At 42.6% G+C, this 20,245-nt stretch carries 15 protein-coding genes and 1 other annotated feature; of the genes, 5 read left to right on the forward strand and 10 right to left on the reverse strand.

Going from position 1 to position 20,245, the window contains the following annotated elements; translation table 11 throughout:
* Positions 1 to 454 precede the first annotated feature (454 nt).
* The 3 genes from JOC95_RS11260 to JOC95_RS11270 are packed head-to-tail and all read left to right on the forward strand — an operon-like array spanning position 455 to position 3,698.
* Entirely contained in the window at positions 455 to 1,171 is a 717-nt protein-coding gene (locus tag JOC95_RS11260) for a type IV pilus modification PilV family protein (RefSeq protein ID WP_204416141.1), read from the forward strand.
* Positions 1,155 to 1,805: a PulJ/GspJ family protein gene (locus JOC95_RS11265; protein WP_204416142.1), complete on the forward strand. Its 651-nt coding sequence runs from the start codon at positions 1,155 to 1,157 to the stop codon at positions 1,803 to 1,805. The genes JOC95_RS11260 and JOC95_RS11265 overlap by 17 nt, the downstream gene beginning before the upstream one ends.
* Positions 1,806 to 1,817: 12 nt before the next feature.
* Positions 1,818 to 3,698, forward strand: coding sequence for a hypothetical protein (locus JOC95_RS11270; protein WP_204416143.1), 1,881 nt, complete (start codon positions 1,818 to 1,820; stop codon positions 3,696 to 3,698).
* A gap of 69 nt (positions 3,699 to 3,767) precedes the next feature.
* Here JOC95_RS11270 and JOC95_RS11275 read toward each other — a convergent pair whose 3' ends face one another.
* The 4 genes from JOC95_RS11275 to JOC95_RS11290 all read right to left on the reverse strand — a co-directional run bounded on the left by JOC95_RS11275 (position 3,768) and on the right by JOC95_RS11290 (position 11,403).
* Positions 3,768 to 5,336 (reverse strand): Ig-like domain-containing protein, encoded by a 1,569-nt coding sequence (locus tag JOC95_RS11275; protein ID WP_204416145.1) that lies wholly within the window; start codon positions 5,334 to 5,336, stop codon positions 3,768 to 3,770.
* 197 nt (positions 5,337 to 5,533) lie between these two features.
* Complete coding sequence (locus tag JOC95_RS11280) at positions 5,534 to 7,270, reverse strand: sensor domain-containing diguanylate cyclase (RefSeq protein WP_204416147.1); 1,737 nt, start codon at positions 7,268 to 7,270, stop codon at positions 5,534 to 5,536.
* Positions 7,271 to 7,382: 112 nt separating this feature from the next.
* Entirely contained in the window at positions 7,383 to 8,684 is a 1,302-nt protein-coding gene (locus tag JOC95_RS11285; RefSeq protein WP_204416150.1) for a bifunctional folylpolyglutamate synthase/dihydrofolate synthase, read from the reverse strand.
* Positions 8,685 to 8,760: 76 nt separating this feature from the next.
* Positions 8,761 to 11,403, reverse strand: coding sequence for a valine--tRNA ligase (locus JOC95_RS11290; RefSeq protein ID WP_204416158.1), 2,643 nt, complete (start codon positions 11,401 to 11,403; stop codon positions 8,761 to 8,763).
* A gap of 248 nt (positions 11,404 to 11,651) precedes the next feature.
* Positions 11,652 to 11,888, reverse strand: a binding site (T-box leader).
* 182 nt (positions 11,889 to 12,070) lie between these two features.
* Between JOC95_RS11290 and JOC95_RS11295 the strand changes: the two genes are divergently transcribed.
* Together JOC95_RS11295 and JOC95_RS21720 are read left to right on the forward strand one after the other, a co-directional pair.
* Entirely contained in the window at positions 12,071 to 12,259 is a 189-nt protein-coding gene (locus JOC95_RS11295) for a hypothetical protein (RefSeq protein WP_204416159.1), read from the forward strand.
* Between the two features lie 146 nt (positions 12,260 to 12,405).
* A complete protein-coding gene (locus tag JOC95_RS21720; protein ID WP_204416160.1) occupies positions 12,406 to 13,707 on the forward strand; it encodes a protoglobin domain-containing protein in 1,302 nt (433 codons plus the stop codon).
* Positions 13,708 to 13,751: 44 nt separating this feature from the next.
* Here the strand turns inward: JOC95_RS21720 and ysxE are convergent, their stop codons facing one another.
* The 6 genes from ysxE to hemC all read right to left on the reverse strand — a co-directional run bounded on the left by ysxE (position 13,752) and on the right by hemC (position 20,232).
* On the reverse strand, positions 13,752 to 14,789 hold the full coding sequence (gene ysxE, locus JOC95_RS11305) for a spore coat protein YsxE (RefSeq protein WP_204416161.1): 1,038 nt from the start codon (positions 14,787 to 14,789) through the stop codon (positions 13,752 to 13,754).
* A gap of 97 nt (positions 14,790 to 14,886) precedes the next feature.
* Positions 14,887 to 16,041: a stage VI sporulation protein D gene (gene spoVID, locus JOC95_RS11310; protein WP_204416162.1), complete on the reverse strand. Its 1,155-nt coding sequence runs from the start codon at positions 16,039 to 16,041 to the stop codon at positions 14,887 to 14,889.
* A gap of 147 nt (positions 16,042 to 16,188) precedes the next feature.
* The gene (hemL, locus tag JOC95_RS11315; RefSeq protein ID WP_204416163.1) at positions 16,189 to 17,478 is read right to left on the reverse strand and encodes a glutamate-1-semialdehyde 2,1-aminomutase; all 1,290 of its coding nucleotides are present in this window, start codon (positions 17,476 to 17,478) and stop codon (positions 16,189 to 16,191) included.
* Positions 17,479 to 17,563: 85 nt separating this feature from the next.
* Positions 17,564 to 18,544, reverse strand: coding sequence for a porphobilinogen synthase (gene hemB / locus JOC95_RS11320; RefSeq protein WP_204416165.1), 981 nt, complete (start codon positions 18,542 to 18,544; stop codon positions 17,564 to 17,566).
* Positions 18,545 to 19,300, reverse strand: a complete 756-nt coding sequence (locus JOC95_RS11325; RefSeq protein WP_204416168.1) for a uroporphyrinogen-III synthase — start codon at positions 19,298 to 19,300, stop codon at positions 18,545 to 18,547.
* Positions 19,300 to 20,232 (reverse strand): hydroxymethylbilane synthase, encoded by a 933-nt coding sequence (hemC, locus tag JOC95_RS11330; RefSeq protein ID WP_204416170.1) that lies wholly within the window; start codon positions 20,230 to 20,232, stop codon positions 19,300 to 19,302. The genes JOC95_RS11325 and hemC overlap by 1 nt, the downstream gene beginning before the upstream one ends.
* Between the last annotated feature and the right edge of the window lie 13 nt (positions 20,233 to 20,245).

The raw sequence follows: 20,245 nt of genomic DNA on the forward strand, positions 1-20,245 counted from the left end.
ATACCAGTTTTCTTCTATGTATATCCTTTTGTTCATAAGCATCTGAATCTAGGAATGTAGTATTCTGTTTGTTGTCTCTTGCAGTTCTGGTAGTTTCTTCTTTAATTGAAGTATTCGCTAGGAATAGACGTTGTCTTTGAAGTAGTAAAGCAGTAAGAAGTAGAAGTAAAATCATAAATATAATGCTGTGCCATATTGTTAAAGTCTTCAGCACGAAAATACCCAAAGTGGAGATAAGAAATGATATTAGCGGGATGATCCATTTACCCTTAGAGGTGAATTTCATCCTGACAAGAAAAAATAATGGCAACAATAACGCTGTAGCCAAGACTGCAAAAACGTAATTCCCCAAAATCACACCACATTTCTTTATATTTTTACAAAATTTGTAGAACGAAGTAGACTATTGTTATTGTATAATAAACATAGGTATTTTGAAATAGGAGATTACAAGATGAAACAAATTATTGAAAAAAATGGTGGTTTCACATTAATTGAAGTTTTAGTATCCATAACAATTTTCTCAATCATCTTGCTTGGCATGATGACCTTCTTTACCAATGGTCTAACCTATGTAAAGGAAAACGAATCTAAAACAGTAGCAACACAGGTGGCACGGAATGTCATGAATTATATGGAGAAGCAGGATTTCGGAACGTTCGAGGCGTTTACTAATCAAAAAATGATGGATTTGGATCCTACGGTTAATTTTGATTCTCCTTTTTCAGTTACAATTAATCTCTCTTCATGCGCTAAGGTGCATAACCTTATGATTAAGCCTTATCCAAATTCACTAGAATCTGACCGCTTGCAATACAACAACGTTAAACTCTTCTCCAATGAAATTCAGTGTAATTCGATTTTTAATCCAATAATCAATAATGTTACCTTAGGGAGCAGCAGTATAAATGTCTATGTCATGAAGTATTATGATCAACAACTTGAAGAAGAACTAAATGATAATCCCGAAATAATAAATTTACCTTCTTCAGTTAAGAAAGCGTATCTGAATCAAATCGATATTTTAACACTAAAAGATAGTCAGGATAAATTAGACCCTGATAGTGATATAGCACAACATCTTTTGAGAATTTTTGTCGTGGTAGATTGGACAGATAATCGTGATGAAATCATGTTACAAGGAGTTATCGCACATGAATCTATTCGCTAAGGTATTTAGAGATGAACGTGGCGTTACACTCCTTGAATTACTTGCAGTTCTAGTAATCAGTAGCATCATATTAGGAACCATGTATAGCTCTTTCATTATGGGAGTTAATTTGTACAAGAAAATAGGCATCGAAAGTCAATTACGCGATGAAGCTGATATTATTCTGGCAACCATGCTAAATGATTTGAATAGAATTCAACCAGAAGCGATACTTTATAATAGCGATGAGTCCTACATTGAATTATACAGTGTTAAGACGCTAATAAAGAATGACTACTATTACAAGAATGAAGATCTTCTAGATATAATACAAAACAGTGCATCCATTCAATTTGTCTTAAAACCTAAAGCAAACGATAACACCAAATATGACCTTTATAAAACCTATTTCGATCCCACAGTAAAACAAGTGAAAATTAATAGTGATTCAGTATATCTCATGCCAATTAATGAAGGTGGCAACATAATGAGTTATGAATGTACGAATAAAAAAGTTTCACTATCTAATATTGAAAAGGTTTGTGATTCCGGTGTAATTACTACAAAGTTTAAACTGGGACATCTTGAATATTCAGAAACTGATAATAAACTGTTCGTAGAACCATTGGAATTTATTAGTGAATTTGGTTATTAGAGAGGTATTTATATGAACGAAAAAGGCTCTACGTTAATTTTAGTTCTCATCATTTCTACAGTATTTATGATATTAGGCTTGAGTATTCTTGCTGTCGCTTTAAATGGAAGCACCAGAACACAATTGAGAACCGAAACTATAGGAGAATTGTATGAAGGAAAAGAAGAAATCGAGTTACTTACGGCATCATTTAAAGAAGAAGTAGAGTATGCCAGTTCCAATTTATTAAGTATTTCATTGCCTAGTGAGTATAACAGCGCTTATATTCCTGAACTGAATAAATTAATTTCCAATACTATAGAAACATTTCCAGCTTTAAAATCAAAAGGGCTGACAATTAATGATATCACCGATGAATATATCGATGAAGTGACAGACTTAGATAAAACATATACCCGGGTTTTCGAGATATCCATTCCTCTTGATACAGGTAAAAGAGTTAATAAACGTCTCATAATAACACCAGCGCCAAGCTTTCTGGATTATGCTTTAGGCTCATATGGCTCTGGTCCTGACGATGGGAAACTATACCTGAATGGGTCATCAAATATATTAGGCAGTATTATTGCAAATGATTTATCCGTAAGCAGTAAAGCGAAGCTACGTGATAAACTAACTGTTACAAGTAGTGCGGTTAAAAGAGAAGAAGACAGCCTATTTCCTGCAATTAAAGGAAATGGATTTGTACAAAATCAATTAACTTTAAAGCATTCTGGCTTTCCAAACATTCCAGGATCTACAAGTACAACAGACTTAAAGAGCTTACCAGATTTAAGTGAATATTTTTATCTCGGTGCAGCCCCTAGCTTTGAAAGGCTGAATGAGGAATTTATTGAAGTACAATTCAATACTACTTTCCTGAATAAATTTAATGAGCTGACTTCTGCCTATGTAAGTCAAGGTATCGCTGATATTAGTAACATTCCTAAGGCAACTGACAACCTTATCAATGTTATCAATCTAGAGAATACGTACCTGCAAAATAATAATATACTGATGATTGAAAAGTGGTTAGCTGACAAGCCAAATACACGACTTACGCATAATAACAACCTCTATATTAGATCACTAATAAAGAATCCTCACATTACTAATGGAGTCACTTTCTCTGAAGATATTATCGTTACTGGTGATTTAGAAATATCTGCAGTTGATAGACCTATTACATCGGACGGCAATACAATTATTGTTGGTGGGGACCTGAATATTACAGCATTGTCAGGAAATGAAATAGAATTAAATAGTAATATTGTTGTCCTTGGCGATTTAGAAATTAATACTATTACTACACCTATTCACCATAGGGGGACAATAGTTGTCTATGGTGAAGTAAGAATTAATGGTTCAGATTCCATAGGACTAAGTGAAATGGAATTTGACCAAAACTCTATTTACTTTGACAGTACAATTTACAGTTTTAGAAAAAGTCACATCTCAAATGTCAACGTCAGAGGAAGAGATGGCAATCAATTGGTTCTGTTGGCTAATGAAGATATTATTATCACCAGGATAAACGACTTATTCGAGTTTAAGGAAAAGCAATACGAAAATAGCACTAATATTGCGGATATTATACAATCTACAAACACGGATAAACCGAATCAACTTGATGGATATTTTTATACTGAAAAAAACGCAGAACTTTATGGGGTAGGCTCCGTTTTTTATATTAACGGTGGGGTATTTGCGAAAAAATCCCTAGAGGTAAATGCTGTTCGAGGTGACGTAGAAGAAAGTGGACAAATAATCTCACCCCTCAGTCCAGTAAATCAACAGGGCAGAAAAACAAGATTTCAAGTTATTCATGACCCATCCGTATTAATAAAACAATTAACCCGGTTACCGTTGTCCGATAAGTACCGAGTGATAGTGGACGAAACCATAATTAATTGATAACCCCCGCTATTACATTGGTAAAAGAAAAATGCAGCCTCATAAAATAATGAGGCTGCATTTTTAGTTTTACCATCTATAATCGCTATCTTGGTTTTCAGGATCTTCATCTTTTTTCACTACATAAACCTTTGTAGTAAAACTTATGCCAGGATTACTGATTGAAGTTACAGTTACATGAGATACACCTAACTTTAAAGCAGTGATAGTTCCATTTTCATCGAGACTGATAGTATCTTCTGAGCTAAGCCATTCTACCTCTTTTCTTGTAGCATTGGTTGGGGTATATTTAAGCCCGGCTGCAAGATCTAACACATCTCCTATTTCCATATAATATTCAGGCCAGAGTTCCAACTTATTCAAAGGAATTGGCCTCTCATTTACTGTAATCTGTACTTCAGCTAGATTTGTCCCTCCATTATTTATTGCATATAATGATGTAAAACCTGGGGATACTGCGATAATTTTACCGTTATTTATTTTAATTATGTTTTCATCCACAACATTCCAATCAAAACCTAAGTATTCACTTTCGTGAAGGAGTGTTTCTCCGGTAGTATTTTCATGGTAATTAATTATCACATTAAAATTCGTCAAAGCTTCTTGGTCTCCTACAAACATGTCATAAACAGATGGAGCAACTGAAATTGACGGTTCTGCAAATAGAGATAATGGTGGAACTAATTGATTTTTTATACCATGTGAGACTTTTCCGTTAATTAATTCAAATTTTTTAAGTGTTTTAGGAGTAACCTCAATCTCAATCTTAAAGGGATCCGCTTTGTAACTATTTTCTCTGAACTTTAAGTATTCCGCTTTTCCTAATTCTATTTCGACTCTTTTTCCACCGTTTTCTTGTGTTGAAATTTTAGCGCCTAAAGGGTGTTTCACAACAACATCTAACCCCGCTGGAAAAGTCTCTATGAATTTGAATGATTCTGGAGAAGTTATTTTATTTGGAGGAGAAGATGGTAAGTCTTCTTTTAAAAATGTCCCTTTATACGTGCCTATAACTTTGGGATCTTCCTTGTCTTTACCGTTAACCCCCGGTATTGCCACTAAATCAAATACCGCGATATCTATAAATGTATATTTATTATCTTCCAACTTAACTATAGGAATTAATAGATTAGTATTGGTGCCTAATTCCATAGAGGTTTCCACTGCTTCAAAAAGCCACTTTTCTCTACCATGACCCTGTGCACCACTAATTGGACCTAATCCTTTTGCTGTTAATTCTGGGAGGGTATTACTCTGTGTGTATCCTGATTCCCAAAATTCAAAAAAACGTGGTTTTCCGTTATTAGAATTACCATTGAATGCAATTGTGTAATCAAATTCAAACTCATATTCAGAATTAATTGAAAAACCTTTTTCTGGTAATTCTATTCCAATAGGTTTTATTCCTCGAACCTTATAGTCTTCTTTAGAAGTAGAAATCTCATTAGGTGTGATTGTGTATTCTAAATTAATGGGTTGATTTATCTTAATATAGCCATTATGATTTGTATTTCTAGATACAGAATATTGTATATCCTCTTCTTTTAAGTTGTATTGAGACTCCGCACCAGGTGAAACACTTGCAACCACTACGACAACTAACAAGATTGCGGCAAAAACAGTTAATAGTTTATTCATTTGTCCTCCCCATTTATCACAGATCTCTATGTAATAGTTTCTTGGTTGGCTCACTTATAGTTCAATAGTATCATATCATTTTATGTCTATTATATCATTTTTTTGCAAGATACATAGATTATTTTAGGGATTTTGAGTAATTTTGTCATTTTATAACTGTCGGAAAAAGAAAAACCCACCACAAGGGTGAGTTTACTTTATGACGTCTTCCTATACTCCGCCACCTTATTCCGCCCGGCCTGCTTTGCCCCTACGTACATTGCGCGGTCGGCGTGACGGATGAGATCCAGGGTATCCTCTGCATCATCAGGGGCTGTCGCAAAGCCGATGCTGGCGGTGACCCTGACAAGCTGGACGGTATGGGAATCCCGGATGTGCTGCTTCAACGCAAAGGATCTGTTGGCAAGGTTGACCCTTATTCTTTCAGCAAGTTCAAAGCATTTGCCTCTGTCCATATCCGGAAGGAGGATGACAAATTCCTCCCCGCCGTATCTTGCAACTGTGCCAGTGTCACCTACGAGCCCTACAAGCCGGTCTGCGACTTGCTTCAGGATTTCATTGCCGCTTTGGTGGCCGTACATATCGTTTATTTTTTTGAAGTGATCCAAATCAAGCAGGATCAGGGATAAGGATGAAAGGTCCCCATTGTCCAGGCTTGCATACTCTTTTTCCAGCACATTTTCGAAATAGCGGTAATTGTATAGCTTCGTCAAGGCACACCGTTCGCTTCTGCGCTTTGTTTCTTGATAATGACGGGCCTTTTCCATTGCCACCCCGAAGTATGAGGCAAGGATATCCGCGATCATCAGCTGGGATTTATCGTAAGACCTTTTCGTTGTGCTTGCCAGAACGACGATTCCCTCTATCTTTTGATTTCGAGATACCGGGACGCACATGACACTTTGAAGGGAGGGATGCAAATGTGTATTTGAAAAGTGCTTCCATTCTTTTCTCGTAAGGAAGCATTGGCTTTTTCCACGCTTTAAAATATAGGACAAAAGATCTTCATTTGCTGTATCCATTTCAGTGTTGACTGCCACAAAATCCTGATTGTCGATGACACGGAGGACTTTCAAGGTACTCTCCCCGTTCACATCTATAATGGCTGCATAATCAACCGGGAACAAGGTGGAGACCTTGTCCAGGAATACGTCCAGCACCCCTTGCGTATCAAGGCGTTCTGTAAGTTGATGCCCGACGCCGGCAGCCTGCTGGAGGTACTTATTCACCTTCTGGCTGGAATGATAGAGCTGCAGGATCATTGTCAATACGACAAATGGCAGTCCTACATAGAATATGGCTACGATTCCTAGCTGCTCATATAGCACATAAAGAATCAGTCCGACCGGTAAAACAATGATACTGGTTACCGCCTCCCACTTGGTGTCAGGAGTGATAAAACTGCTTTTTCTTTTATAAATGGATACCTGTATCATATACAGGGCAATGGAGTTCAATGTGAAATACATCAGTTCATGGGAAAGGATCGGCACGATGACACCTGGTTGCAGAAGCCTTGTGTCTCCATGGCCTCCGCCAAGTGCGTAATATACTGCTCCGCAAATGAGAGAGATTGTGGAAAACATCAATAGGTTGATAGGTATTCTAAGCAGGTTTTCCTTGCTCACCCGTATTTTCAGCATAAGGGCGATAACGGATATGAGCGTAAGTACCATTTCTGCAAAAAGGCCAAAGGATAGTAGAATTGCCAGGGACACCCCTTGGGTCAGAAACAGAGGGACCTCTCCCACCACGATCGGGATTAGGGCAAGTATGATCAAGAGAATCGCAAATCCCACTAGATGAAGTAATGGCAATTCTTCTATGCTTATAGGAGAAAGCTGATATCCTATCCATAGACTTAGGGGAAATATCAAAATGAAGCATGTCCATATTGCAGCTTTCATAGACGTGCTGACTGCGCGATCACCCATACTTACCCCTCCCTTCCTACCTAAATTTTCAAAAAATAATGCAATAACGTAATTTTATCAAATTTTCTAAACTTTGTCACAACAAAAATAGGATAATTCTCCCTTAATTTCATTACCCCTTTTCTGTGAAATAAGTCCTTACTTCTGAAATAAAATATAATGACCCAGTTATGAGCAGTAAATCGTCCTTACCTAGCCCTGAAAGGATGGATTGCACAGCGTTTTCCCATGATTCAACCGCTCTTTTTTTAGGGTGCTTACTTTTTCCACTGAGAATTTCTGCACCCGCTGCCCGTGGAAAATCAAAGGAAGTAAAAGTGATGGTATCGGCGACCTTATCCAACAGGCTGATCATTTCATCCAACGGCTTATCGGATAATGCCGTGAACAGGATATGGACATGTTTATCCTTGTATCGATCCTTTACGGTTTCAGCGAGCTTCTCCATTCCCTCTTTATTATGTGCACCATCGAGCACCACAAGTGGGTCAAGTGAGACCTCTTCCATCCTCCCTGCCCAAAATGCCTTTTCCAAACCTTGACGTATATGCTCCTCTTCGATAAAGAAAGAATAATAGTTTTTCACATATTCACATGCCATGACAGCCAGTGCTGCATTGTCCACCTGATGGCGGCCTTTCATGGCGATCCTGAGGTCATTCAATCTTCCAAAAGGAGTGTTAAGGAAAAAGCTTTCACCCTTTACAGTTGCCTCATAGTTGCTGATTTTCAGCTCCTGCGATAGCTGATATAGGCGGGACTTTTTCTCTTTTGCAACATCAACAATGACCTCTCTTGCTTCTTCCTGGGCAACCGCGGTAATGACCGGAACGCCGTGTTTGATGATGCCGGCTTTTTCATAGGCAATTTCGGCTAGGCTATCTCCAAGGATCGCTTGGTGATCATGACCGATATTCGTGATGACAGAGACGAGCGGAGTAATGATATTAGTCGAATCGAATCTACCACCGAGGCCTGTTTCATAGACGGCTATGTCCACTTCTGCCATATGCCTGAAATAGTAGAAGCTCATCGCTGTGATCACTTCAAATTCGGTGGGACTTCCAAGCTCATGGTCTTCGAGTTCATCTGCCAGGGGCTTGATCAGATTCACAAGCTTCACCAGGTCTTCGTTTGCAAATGGCACTCCATCCACACTGATTCTTTCATTGAATTGTTCGATATACGGAGAGGTGAAGGTACCTACCCTGTAGCCTGCCTCTTGAAGAATATGACGAATATAGGTTACTGTGCTCCCTTTGCCATTGGTACCTGCAACATGAATCGTCTTGAATTTCCGTTCGGGATGACCGAGCTTTTCCATCATCCATTCCATCCTCTTAATGCCTGGCTTGATTCCGAATCGCAGTCGCGAATGAATCCAATCTAAAGCTTCTTCATATGTGTGGATCATTTTTCATTTCCTTTCTAGCGATTTATTTCTAAAGGAAAGACGAACCCATTACGGATTCGCCTTCACTTTTACATTCTTAGCCCTTCAGTTCATCAATGCGAGCCTGAACAGCCTCTCGTTTTTCCACATAATCCTTTTCTTTCGCTTTCTCTTCTTCAATCACGCTCTCTGGTGCCTTTGCGATAAAGCCTTGGTTTGAAAGCTTCTTTTGTACACGTTCCACTTCTTTATCAAGCTTCCCAAGCTCTTTTTGAAGACGGGCGATTTCTTCATCAATGTTGATGAGGCCCTGTAATGGGAGAATCAGCTCTGCTCCCGTTACAACTGCTGTCATCGCTTTTTCATCCAAGGAAACGTTCGTACCGATCGTCAGTTCACTTGGGTTACAGAAGCGCTCCAAGTAGGAACGGTTGTGCTCAAGCTTTTCTGCGATTTCTTCGGTTTTCGCTTTAACAAGCAGTTTGACATGTTTGCTCATCGGTGTGTTCACTTCAGCACGAACATTACGTACGCTGCGGATGATATCAACAAGCAGGCGCATATCTGCTGCCGCTTCTTTATCAGTCAAGTCACTGCGACCTTCCGGCCATTTTGCAACCGTGATAGATTCGCCTTCATGAGGAAGCTGCTGCCAGATCTCCTCTGTGATGAATGGCATGAATGGGTGCAATAGTCGCATCGTGTTATCCAGCACATAAGCCAGGATGGAACGAGTCGTCTTCTTCGCCGCTTCGTCCTCTCCATAAAGCGGAAGCTTCGCCATTTCGATATACCAGTCACAGAAATCATCCCAGATGAAGTTGTAGAGCGCACGGCCCACTTCACCGAATTCATATTTATCAGCAAGCTTTGTCACGGTTTCGATCGTTTCGTTCAAGCGCGTAAGGATCCATTTGTCCGCAACAGATTTTTCACCGCTTAGGTCGATATCCTCAAACTTCATGTCACCCATGTTCATAAGGGCAAAGCGTGAGGCGTTCCAGATCTTATTGGCAAAATTCCAGGTGGACTCCACTTTTTCAAAGCTGAAGCGAAGGTCCTGACCTGGAGAGCTTCCTGTTGATAGGAAGTAACGCAGGGAATCCGCTCCGTACTTTTCGATTACATCCATCGGGTCGACACCGTTGCCAAGGGATTTACTCATCTTGCGGCCCTGCTCGTCACGAACAAGTCCGTGGATCAGGACATCTTTAAATGGACGTTCACCAGTGAATTCAAGTCCTTGGAAAATCATTCGGGATACCCAGAAGAAGATGATGTCATAGCCTGTCACCAATACATCTGTCGGGTAGAAACGTTGATAGTCCGGTGATTCCGTTTCAGGCCAGCCCATTGTGGAGAATGGCCATAGTGCGGAACTGAACCATGTATCCAATACGTCTGTATCCTGTTCCCAGTTTTCGATATCTGCCGGTGGCTCATGGTCTACATGCACTTCACCTGTTTCTTTATGGTACCAGGCAGGAATGCGGTGGCCCCACCATAGTTGACGGGAGATACACCAGTCACGGATATTTTCCATCCAGCGCAGGTATGTGTTTTCAAATCGATTCGGTACAAAGTTTACTTTGTCTTCCTGATTTTGAAGATCGATCGCTTTGTCAGCAAGCGGCTGCATCTTTACGAACCATTGTGTGGATAGGTACGGCTCGACAACCGCTCCACTACGTTCACTATGTCCTACAGAGTGCATATGCTCCTCGATTTTGAAAAGGACACCCTCTTCTTGCAGGTCTTTTACAAGCTGCTTACGGCACTCGAAACGGTCCATGCCAGAGTATTTTCCGGCCTTGTCGTTCATGCTGCCGTCTTCGTTCATTACTAGGATGCGCTCCAGGTTATGACGGTTTCCGATTTCAAAGTCATTCGGATCGTGTGCTGGGGTGATTTTCACCGCACCGCTTCCGAATTCCATGTCAACATAGTCGTCTGCAACGATCGGAATTTCACGGCCTGTTATCGGCAATGTCACGTTCTTGCCGATAAGGTGCTTGTAGCGCTCATCTTCAGGATGTACCGCTACCGCCGTATCCCCAAGCATCGTTTCAGGACGGGTGGTCGCGATTTCAATATGTCCGGACCCATCAGTGAGAGGATATCTCATATGATAGAAGGCACCTTGAACGTCCTGGTGAATAACCTCGATATCGGATAATGCCGTCTTTGTTGCAGGATCCCAGTTGATGATATACTCGCCGCGATAGATCAAACCTTTTTTGTAGAGAGTGACGAATACTTCGCGAACCGCTTTTGATAAGCCTTCATCCAGCGTGAAGCGCTCGCGGCTGTAGTCAAGGCCAAGACCAAGCTTGGACCATTGCTGGCGGATGTGGTCTGCGTATTCTTCTTTCCATTTCCATGTTTCCTCGACGAACTTCTCGCGTCCAAGATCATAACGGGAGATGCCCTGGTTGCGAAGCTTTTCTTCTACCTTCGCCTGTGTTGCGATACCGGCGTGGTCCATACCCGGCAGCCACAGTACGTCAAAGCCCTGCATGCGCTTCATGCGTGTCACGATATCCTGTAGCGTCGTGTCCCATGCATGCCCAAGGTGCAGCCTTCCTGTTACGTTCGGTGGTGGGATTACTACCGTATAAGGTGTTTTATCCTGGTCATTGGTCGCTTCAAAGAAACGGCCATCGAGCCAATATTGATAACGGTTTTTTTCAATTGCTTGCGGATCATATTTAGTCGGAAGATTAACTTCTTTCATTTCCATCCTTGTTCCTCCTCATCATTTAAAGAAAAATAAAGCCCTGTTAAACGCCGCTGTTGATTTCCGCACTAGGCTTCGCTTTCCGCGGGGCGTTTGTGGAGCCTCCTCGGCTTTGCCTGTGGGGTCTCCACTAAACGCTTCCTCCCGCAGGAGTCTTCGCCTATTGCTCCAATCAACAGCTAGTATTCATAAAAACAACACTTTTGTTTATTTAACAAAGCCAAAAAAATAAAAAACTCCCCTCATCCAAATAAAAGGACGAAAGGAGTTAAGTTTCGCGGTACCACCTTTTTTTACAGGATATAGATAGACTATCCCCTGTACACTCAATGCTCGCTAACGGCTCTTCACCGGTTTCAACTACTGGAATTTCATTGAAACTACTCGAGGGCGACGTTCTGGACTGACTTTCCTAAGAAACCTTTCAGCTGATGGTTTCTCTCTCTAAAGGAGTCATGCTCCGTACTCTTCCCTGTCACTGTATTTCATTTAATTTTATTGTCCTTCTATGTTACAAAATAAAGCATCTAATAGTCAATAAGCTTCTCCAACTTTTTATTAAGATATTCACAAAATAAAATAATTGTGCCGGATTGGGCACTAATTTTCGCCATAAATCATAAGTTGGTTATATAGCGGAATCAGCTTCATCTTAAGAGGAGGTACACCCATGCGAAAATATAATCCCTATTCCCTGCCGCCATGGTTAAGACAGGTTCGGGCTGTCTGTGCGCAATTCATCATTCCCATCTGCATTTTTCAAGGTATCCGGACCATTTTTCTTCCGACCACTTTTGATGTGTTAATTCTGGCGATCCTCATTGTCATTGCCATCTGTTTTCATTTGGAATGGATTTGAAATTCAAGCGAGACGTTGGGCATCGTTCCCAATCGTCTCTTTTTTCTGAATTCAACACATTTTTTGTAGCATATTTCCCTAAGAAGCGCCATAATTATACATAAATATAAGAATTTTTTACCATTTTCTATTCTAAGGAGAATAATATGCTATCATTTTTGCAAAAACAGAAAACGCCACCCTATTCCGCAACCATGCAATTTCCCTCCAGTCAGTCGGTTGTCCGCCTTGCAGATGAGGACCTTTCCAGCCGCCTTTACTATATGGGCTTTACTAAAGAACATCTTCAAGCACTTAGAGATGCGAAGCCTGCGGTCTTTTCCATTCTTGATGACGTACTTCGCCAAGTGCTCGAGCATTTATATAAACAGCCTCCTTTGAAACGCGTTGCAACCAACAACTCCAGCAAAGAAAGGTTGGAAGCTGTATTCCGCCATTATTTCCAGAGCCTTTTAAGCGGAGAGCTTGATGAGGAATTTTTCAAACTGAGAAAGAGAATCGGACAGACCCATAACGGTGTCCACCTTCCAGTGACTTGGTTCCTCGCAACCTATTCAGCGATACAGACACTCTTGCTTCCAAAAGTGGTCGAGTGGTTCCAGGACTCCCCGGAAAAACTGGTGACAATTTTAACCGCACTTACACATATTACAAACCTTGATTCCCAGCTTGTCGTAGAGGAATATATCCATGTCAGGATCGACCTGCTCGAGCAGGCAAATGAAGCAAATCGCACCCTTCAGACAGAGCTGACAAAAATGAGCGAAGAAGTGGCAAGTACGGTGAGCGATACAGAGGAAACCATCCAGACGGTTACCCTGAAAGCAGAAACTGTCCTGAAGGAAACAGATCTTACTCAAAGAAGCAGCAGGAACCTGTTGAACTTGACTCATGAAAATGAAAAACAAATGGAGAGGATGGTAGGGAATTTCGGAGAGGTCATGCGTGAGGTCACCCAGTCCCTTGAGGAGATGCACATCCTGAAAAATGTGTCAGAAGAAATCATCACCATGACACAGGGAATAGACAATATCGCCGATCAGACAAACCTCCTTGCTTTGAATGCATCGATTGAAGCCGCGCGTGCAGGAGATGAAGGAAGAGGTTTTGCCGTAGTGGCAAGCGAGGTACGAAAGCTTGCGGAAAGCTCCAAGGACCTGAGCAGCAAGATCAAGGTGCTCATCGATAAGAGTGACCAGCAGATCTCGAATGTGACCACACTCATGGATTCCATGCATAGGGTTACAGGCCAATCCCAACAGAACATCCAACAGGTGAAGGGCGGACTTATTACAGTCAAAATGGAAATGGACAACTATGTGGATCGCTTCAATAAAAACAAAGAGGACCTTGATAGCATCGTGACTGCATTCAAAGAAATCAATGCGACAACGACCAATCTTTCTGTCCTGACTGATTCCCTATTAAAAAAAGCAATCGACAAGTAAAGGCTGTTTGTGAAAAGAGCCTAAATAAAAGAAGGCCCCACCATTCATCCGGTGTGGGCCTCTTGATTTTTTTTCTGCTCTTCGATCTGGTTGATCCTGCCTGCAACATATTCAATATTTTTAGCCATCCAATAGCTGCCTTGCAGTCTTTTGACAAGCTCCCTTTCTGACGCTTGCCTTCTTTGCTGATTTTTTGGCAGCTGGAAATGCTGTACCGTTTGCATAAACGATTTAGGATGGGAAAGATAGCTTAAGGTCAGGTTCTTTTCATGCCCCTGCAGACTGAAGCCTTTTTGGTATTCATAAAACCAGTCTATGCAGTCATCACAGTATAATGGGTAGGTGCGCAGATAGCGTTGATAAAAGGAGATGAGATCATTGGCAGGCGGGCCCTGTTTCGCCCGTTCCCAGCTGATGAAATAGCCCCTGCCTTCTGTGTCCTTCACAAAATGATGAAACGATACCCTGCCATGATTCATGGAAACCCGATGCTTTTTCGTTTCTTTGATTTCCTCCTGCCAGCTATCTAGCTTTTGCATGGAAAACTTCTGGGCAAGGGAGATTTCATGTGCGTAGGTGCAGGTCATCAGTTCAAAGGGGGACATATAGATCTTTTTCTCGCATTCATCCACAAACTTCTCCAGGATTTCCTGCTCTTTCGTCCATTCCCCTGACAGACGGTCATAAAAAGCCGTAATCTCCTCTTCCTCATATTCCTTTTCCTTCACTGTCATGCTATGCAGCTTGGAAAGCTCCTTGAACATGAGACTATCCTTGAAGTCCAGCTCCCGCTCTTCCTGATCCTCGATCCATGGCATCAAATAGTAGGCATCAGCGTAATTTTCTACAAAATAATATCCCTGCTTTGTCTGATAAATAGGGACTATCGTCTTGATTCCCCGCCTGTACAGCGAATGGATATTCATGAACAATGGATAGGCATGCTCTTTTCTTATTTTCTTCAGGGCAAAAGCGCCTTTTTTCGTGGCAATCCTCCAGACCTCTCCATGCTTTTCCACATATTCCGCGGTGATCCCGTATTGATTTAAAAGCTCATTGAGATTATTGTCTTGTGCTATCATGACATTACTCTCTTTCCGTTTGAGGTTAGTAATCTCTAAAAAAGAAGTGAGAAAGGTCCCCCTCCCTCACCACTTCGAAAATTTTTATATAACCTGATCAGGATTTGGATGTTGCCTTTACAGGGATGTATAATAATTGACCTTCATTCACATTATCCTCCGTGGACAGACGGTTGATCCGGATAAGCTGCTGGATGGTCACATCATATCTTTCTGCGATATGGTCAATGGATTCCCCTTGCTGTACAATGCATATCTTCAATCTTGTAAATTCTTCCCCATCCTCATCTGCAAATATCTTGGTCAAAGATAAGGCATTTTCATCGCGGGACTCTGCCGATCCATCATGGTAAGCCTGTTCCACTACTTTCTCCTGCTGCTGTCTCTTTTCAAAGAAGGATGCAAGATTCTGAGCAGCCTCTTCTTCTTCTTCCTCTTCTTGGTTTGAAGATTGGAAAGCATAGATCGGTGAGAATGGGTCTTCCGTGTAGACTTTATCAGCCTGATAATGGGAGGTGGATGCATCATAGTCCACTTCTTCCTCTACTGCACTCTTTCTTGCTTCCACTTCAAATGGCTCATATTCTCCTGCATCATTGTAGTTGTATTGCGTGTTTGCATCGACTTCATCTTGATTGAGTATTTCTTCCTCATCATCGTCATCTTCTGAAACGTACTGGAAGTCATCATTTTCCGCATCATATTCGGAACGGGCACTTCGGTACATCGGTTCATATTCCCGCTCTTCCTCCGCTTCAAATGCATCTTGCCCGTCTTCCTCCTCTTGCAGAAACTCTTCCATCACTGGTGCACTTTGCTGATGCCCATAGATCCCGGAAATGGAAAGCTCTGCATCAAGCTGCAGGCAGCCTCGTGCCGGAACACTATAGTCAAAGGATTCTATCGACACATAAATCTCATCGAGGCTTTGAATCCGGTTTTTCGGGATGGTGATATCCACTGGAAAACGATGCTGAAGCGCACAAACACCATCCTCCCGCACTTCCACTTCTTGCACCACTCTTGCCTGAGTAAAAGGACGATAATCCTCCTCTTCCTCCTCATTCATAAAAGGATGATACTCTCCTGATAATAATAAAGCTCCCCTGATGGAAACATATTGGTCCTGGTCATAGATTTGTATATCTGGATCCAACGCGATGGAGATGAGCTCTGCTACTTCCTGTCCCTTTTGAAACCATACAGATTCTTCTACTGAAAACCGCAAGCACGATTGTTGTTCTGAAGACAAAGGGGTTCCTCCTTTCACACCTAAAAAAAATTTACTATATCAATAAAGGTGTATGTGGGAGCATGACGGAATATGATAAGTTTTTTGGGGACTGTACAGGTCAAAAAAACCGCCTCCAACTAAGGAGACGGGTTTCGTACTGTACTTTTATTTCTTTATCGCTGCGAACGACTTTTCAATGGCTTCCAATGTTTTTTCGATATCCGCATCACTATGTGCCGTGGATAAGAACAGACCCTCGAACTGGGACGGCGGCAGGAATACGCCGTTATCTGCCATCTCACGGTAGAAAGCTGCAAAGTAGTCCAGGTTGGACGTTTTTGCTTTTTCATAGTTGATCACTTCTTCGTTTGTGAAGAAGAAACCGATCATGGAACCTGCGCGGTTGACCGTCAATGGAACATCATATTGCTTGGCAAGAGCAAGGATGCCATCTTCCAGTTTGTCCGCTTTTTTGGCGAACTCTTTATAGGTTTCCGGTGTCAGCTGTGCCAATGTCTCAAAACCAGCAGTCATTGCCAGCGGGTTGCCGGAAAGTGTGCCAGCCTGATAGATCGGGCCGCTCGGGGCCACACGGGCCATGATTTCGGCTTTTCCGCCGTATGCACCAACCGGAAGTCCCCCACCGATCACTTTTCCAAGACAGGTCAAGTCAGGCGTTACGCCATAGTATCCTTGTGCACAATGATAGTCGACGCGGAATCCGGTCATTACTTCGTCAAAGATCAGCAAGGAGCCGTTCTTCTCGGTCACTTCTCGCAGTCCTTCCAAAAATCCCGGCTGTGGAGGTACTACACCCATATTACCTGCAACAGGTTCCACGATGATGGCAGCGATGTCTTCGCCGAACTGCTCGAATGCGTACTTGATGCTTTCAAGATCATTGTAAGGCACCGTGATGGTGTTCATTGCCACACCCTCAGGTACACCAGGGCTATCCGGCAAACCGAGTGTCGCCACTCCTGATCCCGCTTTGATCAACAGGGAATCACCATGGCCATGGTAGCAGCCTTCGAATTTCAGAATTTTATTACGTCCTGTATATCCGCGAGCCAAACGCAGGGCACTCATCGTCGCTTCCGTACCGGAGCTTACCATCCGGACCACTTCAATGGATGGCACGCGTTCGATAACAAGCTTTGCAAGCTCATTTTCAATAAGGGTCGGCGCCCCAAAGCTTGTTCCGGATTCTGTCACCTTTTTGATGGCTTCCACTACTCTGTCATTGGAATGCCCGTGAATAAGCGGTCCCCAGGAAAGGACATAGTCTATGTATTCGTTTCCATCCACATCATAAATCTTCGAGCCTTTGCCGCGTTCCATGAAGATCGGGTCCATGTTTACGGATTTAAAGGCGCGGACAGGGCTGTTCACCCCACCTGGCATTAATTTTACTGCTTCTTGAAATGCTCTCTTTGACTTTTCATAGCTTCTCATTTTTCGTCATCCTTTCTTTCTATCGAATGGATTATTCAATTATAGGGAAGCGGTCCACATGCGCTGAACCGCTTTCCGATATTCTTTAGTTTTCGTTCAACCAACGTGCAACATCCTTGGAGAAGTAAGTGATGATCAGATCCACACCGGCACGCTTCATGCTGACAAGCATCTCCATCACGATCTCTTTTTCATTGATCCAGCCATTTTGGGCCGCTGCCTTGATCATGGAGTATTCCCCACTTACGTTGTATGCGACAACAGGCACATTGAAATTATTCTTCACATCGCGGATGATATCAAGGTAGGACAGAGCCGGCTTGACGATCAGGAAGTCTGCTCCTTCCATGATATCGGATTCCGCTTCCCTTAGCGCCTCCTGACGATTGGCAGGATCCATCTGATAGGTTTTGCGATCACCGAATTGAGGCGAGCTGTGTGCTGCGTCACGGAATGGTCCGTAGAATGCGGATGAATATTTCACTGCATAGGACATGACCGGAATATGCTTGAAGCCATTTTCATCCAGGCCGTGTCGGATGGCCGCCACAAATCCGTCCATCATGTTGGATGGTGCAATGATGTCAGCTCCTGCCCTTGCCTGGCTGACAGCTGTACGCGCCAATAGGTCGAGTGTAGGGTCGTTCAGCACCTGGCCTTCCTCCACAATCCCACAGTGTCCGTGATTTGTGTATTGGCACAGGCATGTATCAGCGATGACAACAAGCTCCGGGAAGCTTTCCTTGATCTGACTGATCGCCTTCTGCACGATTCCATGGTCATGATAGGCCTGGGTTCCCACTTCGTCCTTTTCTTTAGGGACTCCGAACACAATCACGCTTTTGATTCCAAGATCTGTCACTTCAGCCATTTCTTCATTCAGAAGATCCAAGGATAGGTGATAGACCCCCGGCATGGAAGGTACTTCATTTTTGATATTTTCACCTTCCACGATGAAAATCGGATAAATCAAGTCCTCTTTGTGAAGATGTGTTTCCCTTACCAAAGCCCTCATGTTATCTGTACTTCTTAAACGACGATGACGGGCAAACTGCAAGTCTTTCATTTACGTATCCTCCCTTTGAAAATAAGTGATGATTTCTTTCAATAGTCCATCAATGGTGTATACTTCCGGGTTTACAGATACTTTGAAGCCAGCTTGTACTGCCGCTTTTTCCGTTATCGGACCGATCACGGCAACAGGTACATCGAGCAGGCCAAAAGCTTTTTTAAAGTTATGAACCGTTGAAGGGCTTGTGAATGTAATAAGATCCAGTTTCTTCTGCACAACAGCCTCTATTTCCTCTTTCGCAAGGGAAAGCGGCTTATTCTCATATACGGTTATCCTTTTAACATTGTACCCTAAACGTAGCAGTTCTTCACGCAATACAGGCCGTGCGAGGTTTCCTTGGATCAAAGCAAGCTTGTCTTGTGCCGGATCCAGCCTGCATGAGATCTCCTGCACAAGATTCTCAGCGGAATAAGAGGAAGGAACGAGGTCTGTCTCATAGCCACGTACAGCCAACGCTTCCTTCGTTTTCGACCCCACGGCCGCAATTTTGTTCGTCAATGGTTTATTATGTAGTTGAAAAAAATGATTCACACCATTCACACTTGTAAAAACAAGCCACTCATAATGAGCGACGGCTTCTTCTAGCTCTGCGGCAACCTTCTCTTGATCTGCCGGCAGTGAAAATTGAATAAGAGGGACTTCCAATGGGGTCCCTCCTAGTTTCTGCACTTGCTTGGAAAAGTACGATGCCTGCTCCTTGCTCCTTGTAATAAGAATGCATTTATCGGCTAAAGGCAAAGTACGATCCATTATTGATCAAGCTCCTTTTTCACCTGATCAATCAGCATTTTCCCACCCTGATCTGTTAAGCTTTTCGCTGCTTCAAGACCGACCTGGATCGGGTCTGTCCCTGTGATTCTTTCCTTATAAAGTACAGAACCATCCGGAGCACCGACCAATACAGTGAGTGTGACCATATCCTCCTGGCCTACGGATGCAAAGCCCGCTATTGGAACCTGGCATCCACCTTCCATTTTATGAAGGAAAGCACGCTCTGCGATAACTGCTTTTTCTGTCACGGAATCGGTGAATAGCTTTAAAGTTTCCAGCAAATCATGATCATCTTCGCGGCACTCGATCGATAAGGCACCCTGACCTACTGCCGGCAAGCAGAGGTCTTCATCAAGGAATTCCGTTACTACATCCTTTGACCATCCCATACGGGCAAGTCCTGCTGCCGCAAGGATAATTGCATCATAATCTTCATTTTGCAGCTTCTCCAAACGGGTATCGATGTTTCCACGGATCCATTTGATCTCAAGGTCCGGTCGTTTGGCCAAGAGCTGTGCTCCACGGCGCAGGCTGCTCGTGCCTACAATTGAACCGCTTGAAAGATCGGCAAACTTCACGTGATCTTTAGAGATGAAGGCATCACGATGGTCTTCACGGAAAGGTATACAACCGATTGTCAAACCATTCGGGAGAACGGCCGGCATATCCTTCATGCTGTGTACTGCCATATCGATTTCTTTATTAAGCATCGCCTGTTCGATTTCTTTTACGAAAAGGCCTTTGCCTCCAACTTTGGATAAGGTGACATCAAGGATCTGATCCCCCTTTGTCACTATTTCCTTCACTTCAAAATCAAACGGGGCACCTAGGCTTTTCAATTGATCGATCACCCAGTTTGTCTGTGTTAACGCAAGCTTGCTTCTTCTAGAACCTACAATGATTTTTCTCATATTTCCTCCTTAC

Origin of the sequence: Sutcliffiella tianshenii (assembly GCF_016908565.1) — a bacterium.
GTDB lineage: Bacteria > Bacillota > Bacilli > Bacillales > Bacillaceae_I > Sutcliffiella_A > Sutcliffiella_A tianshenii.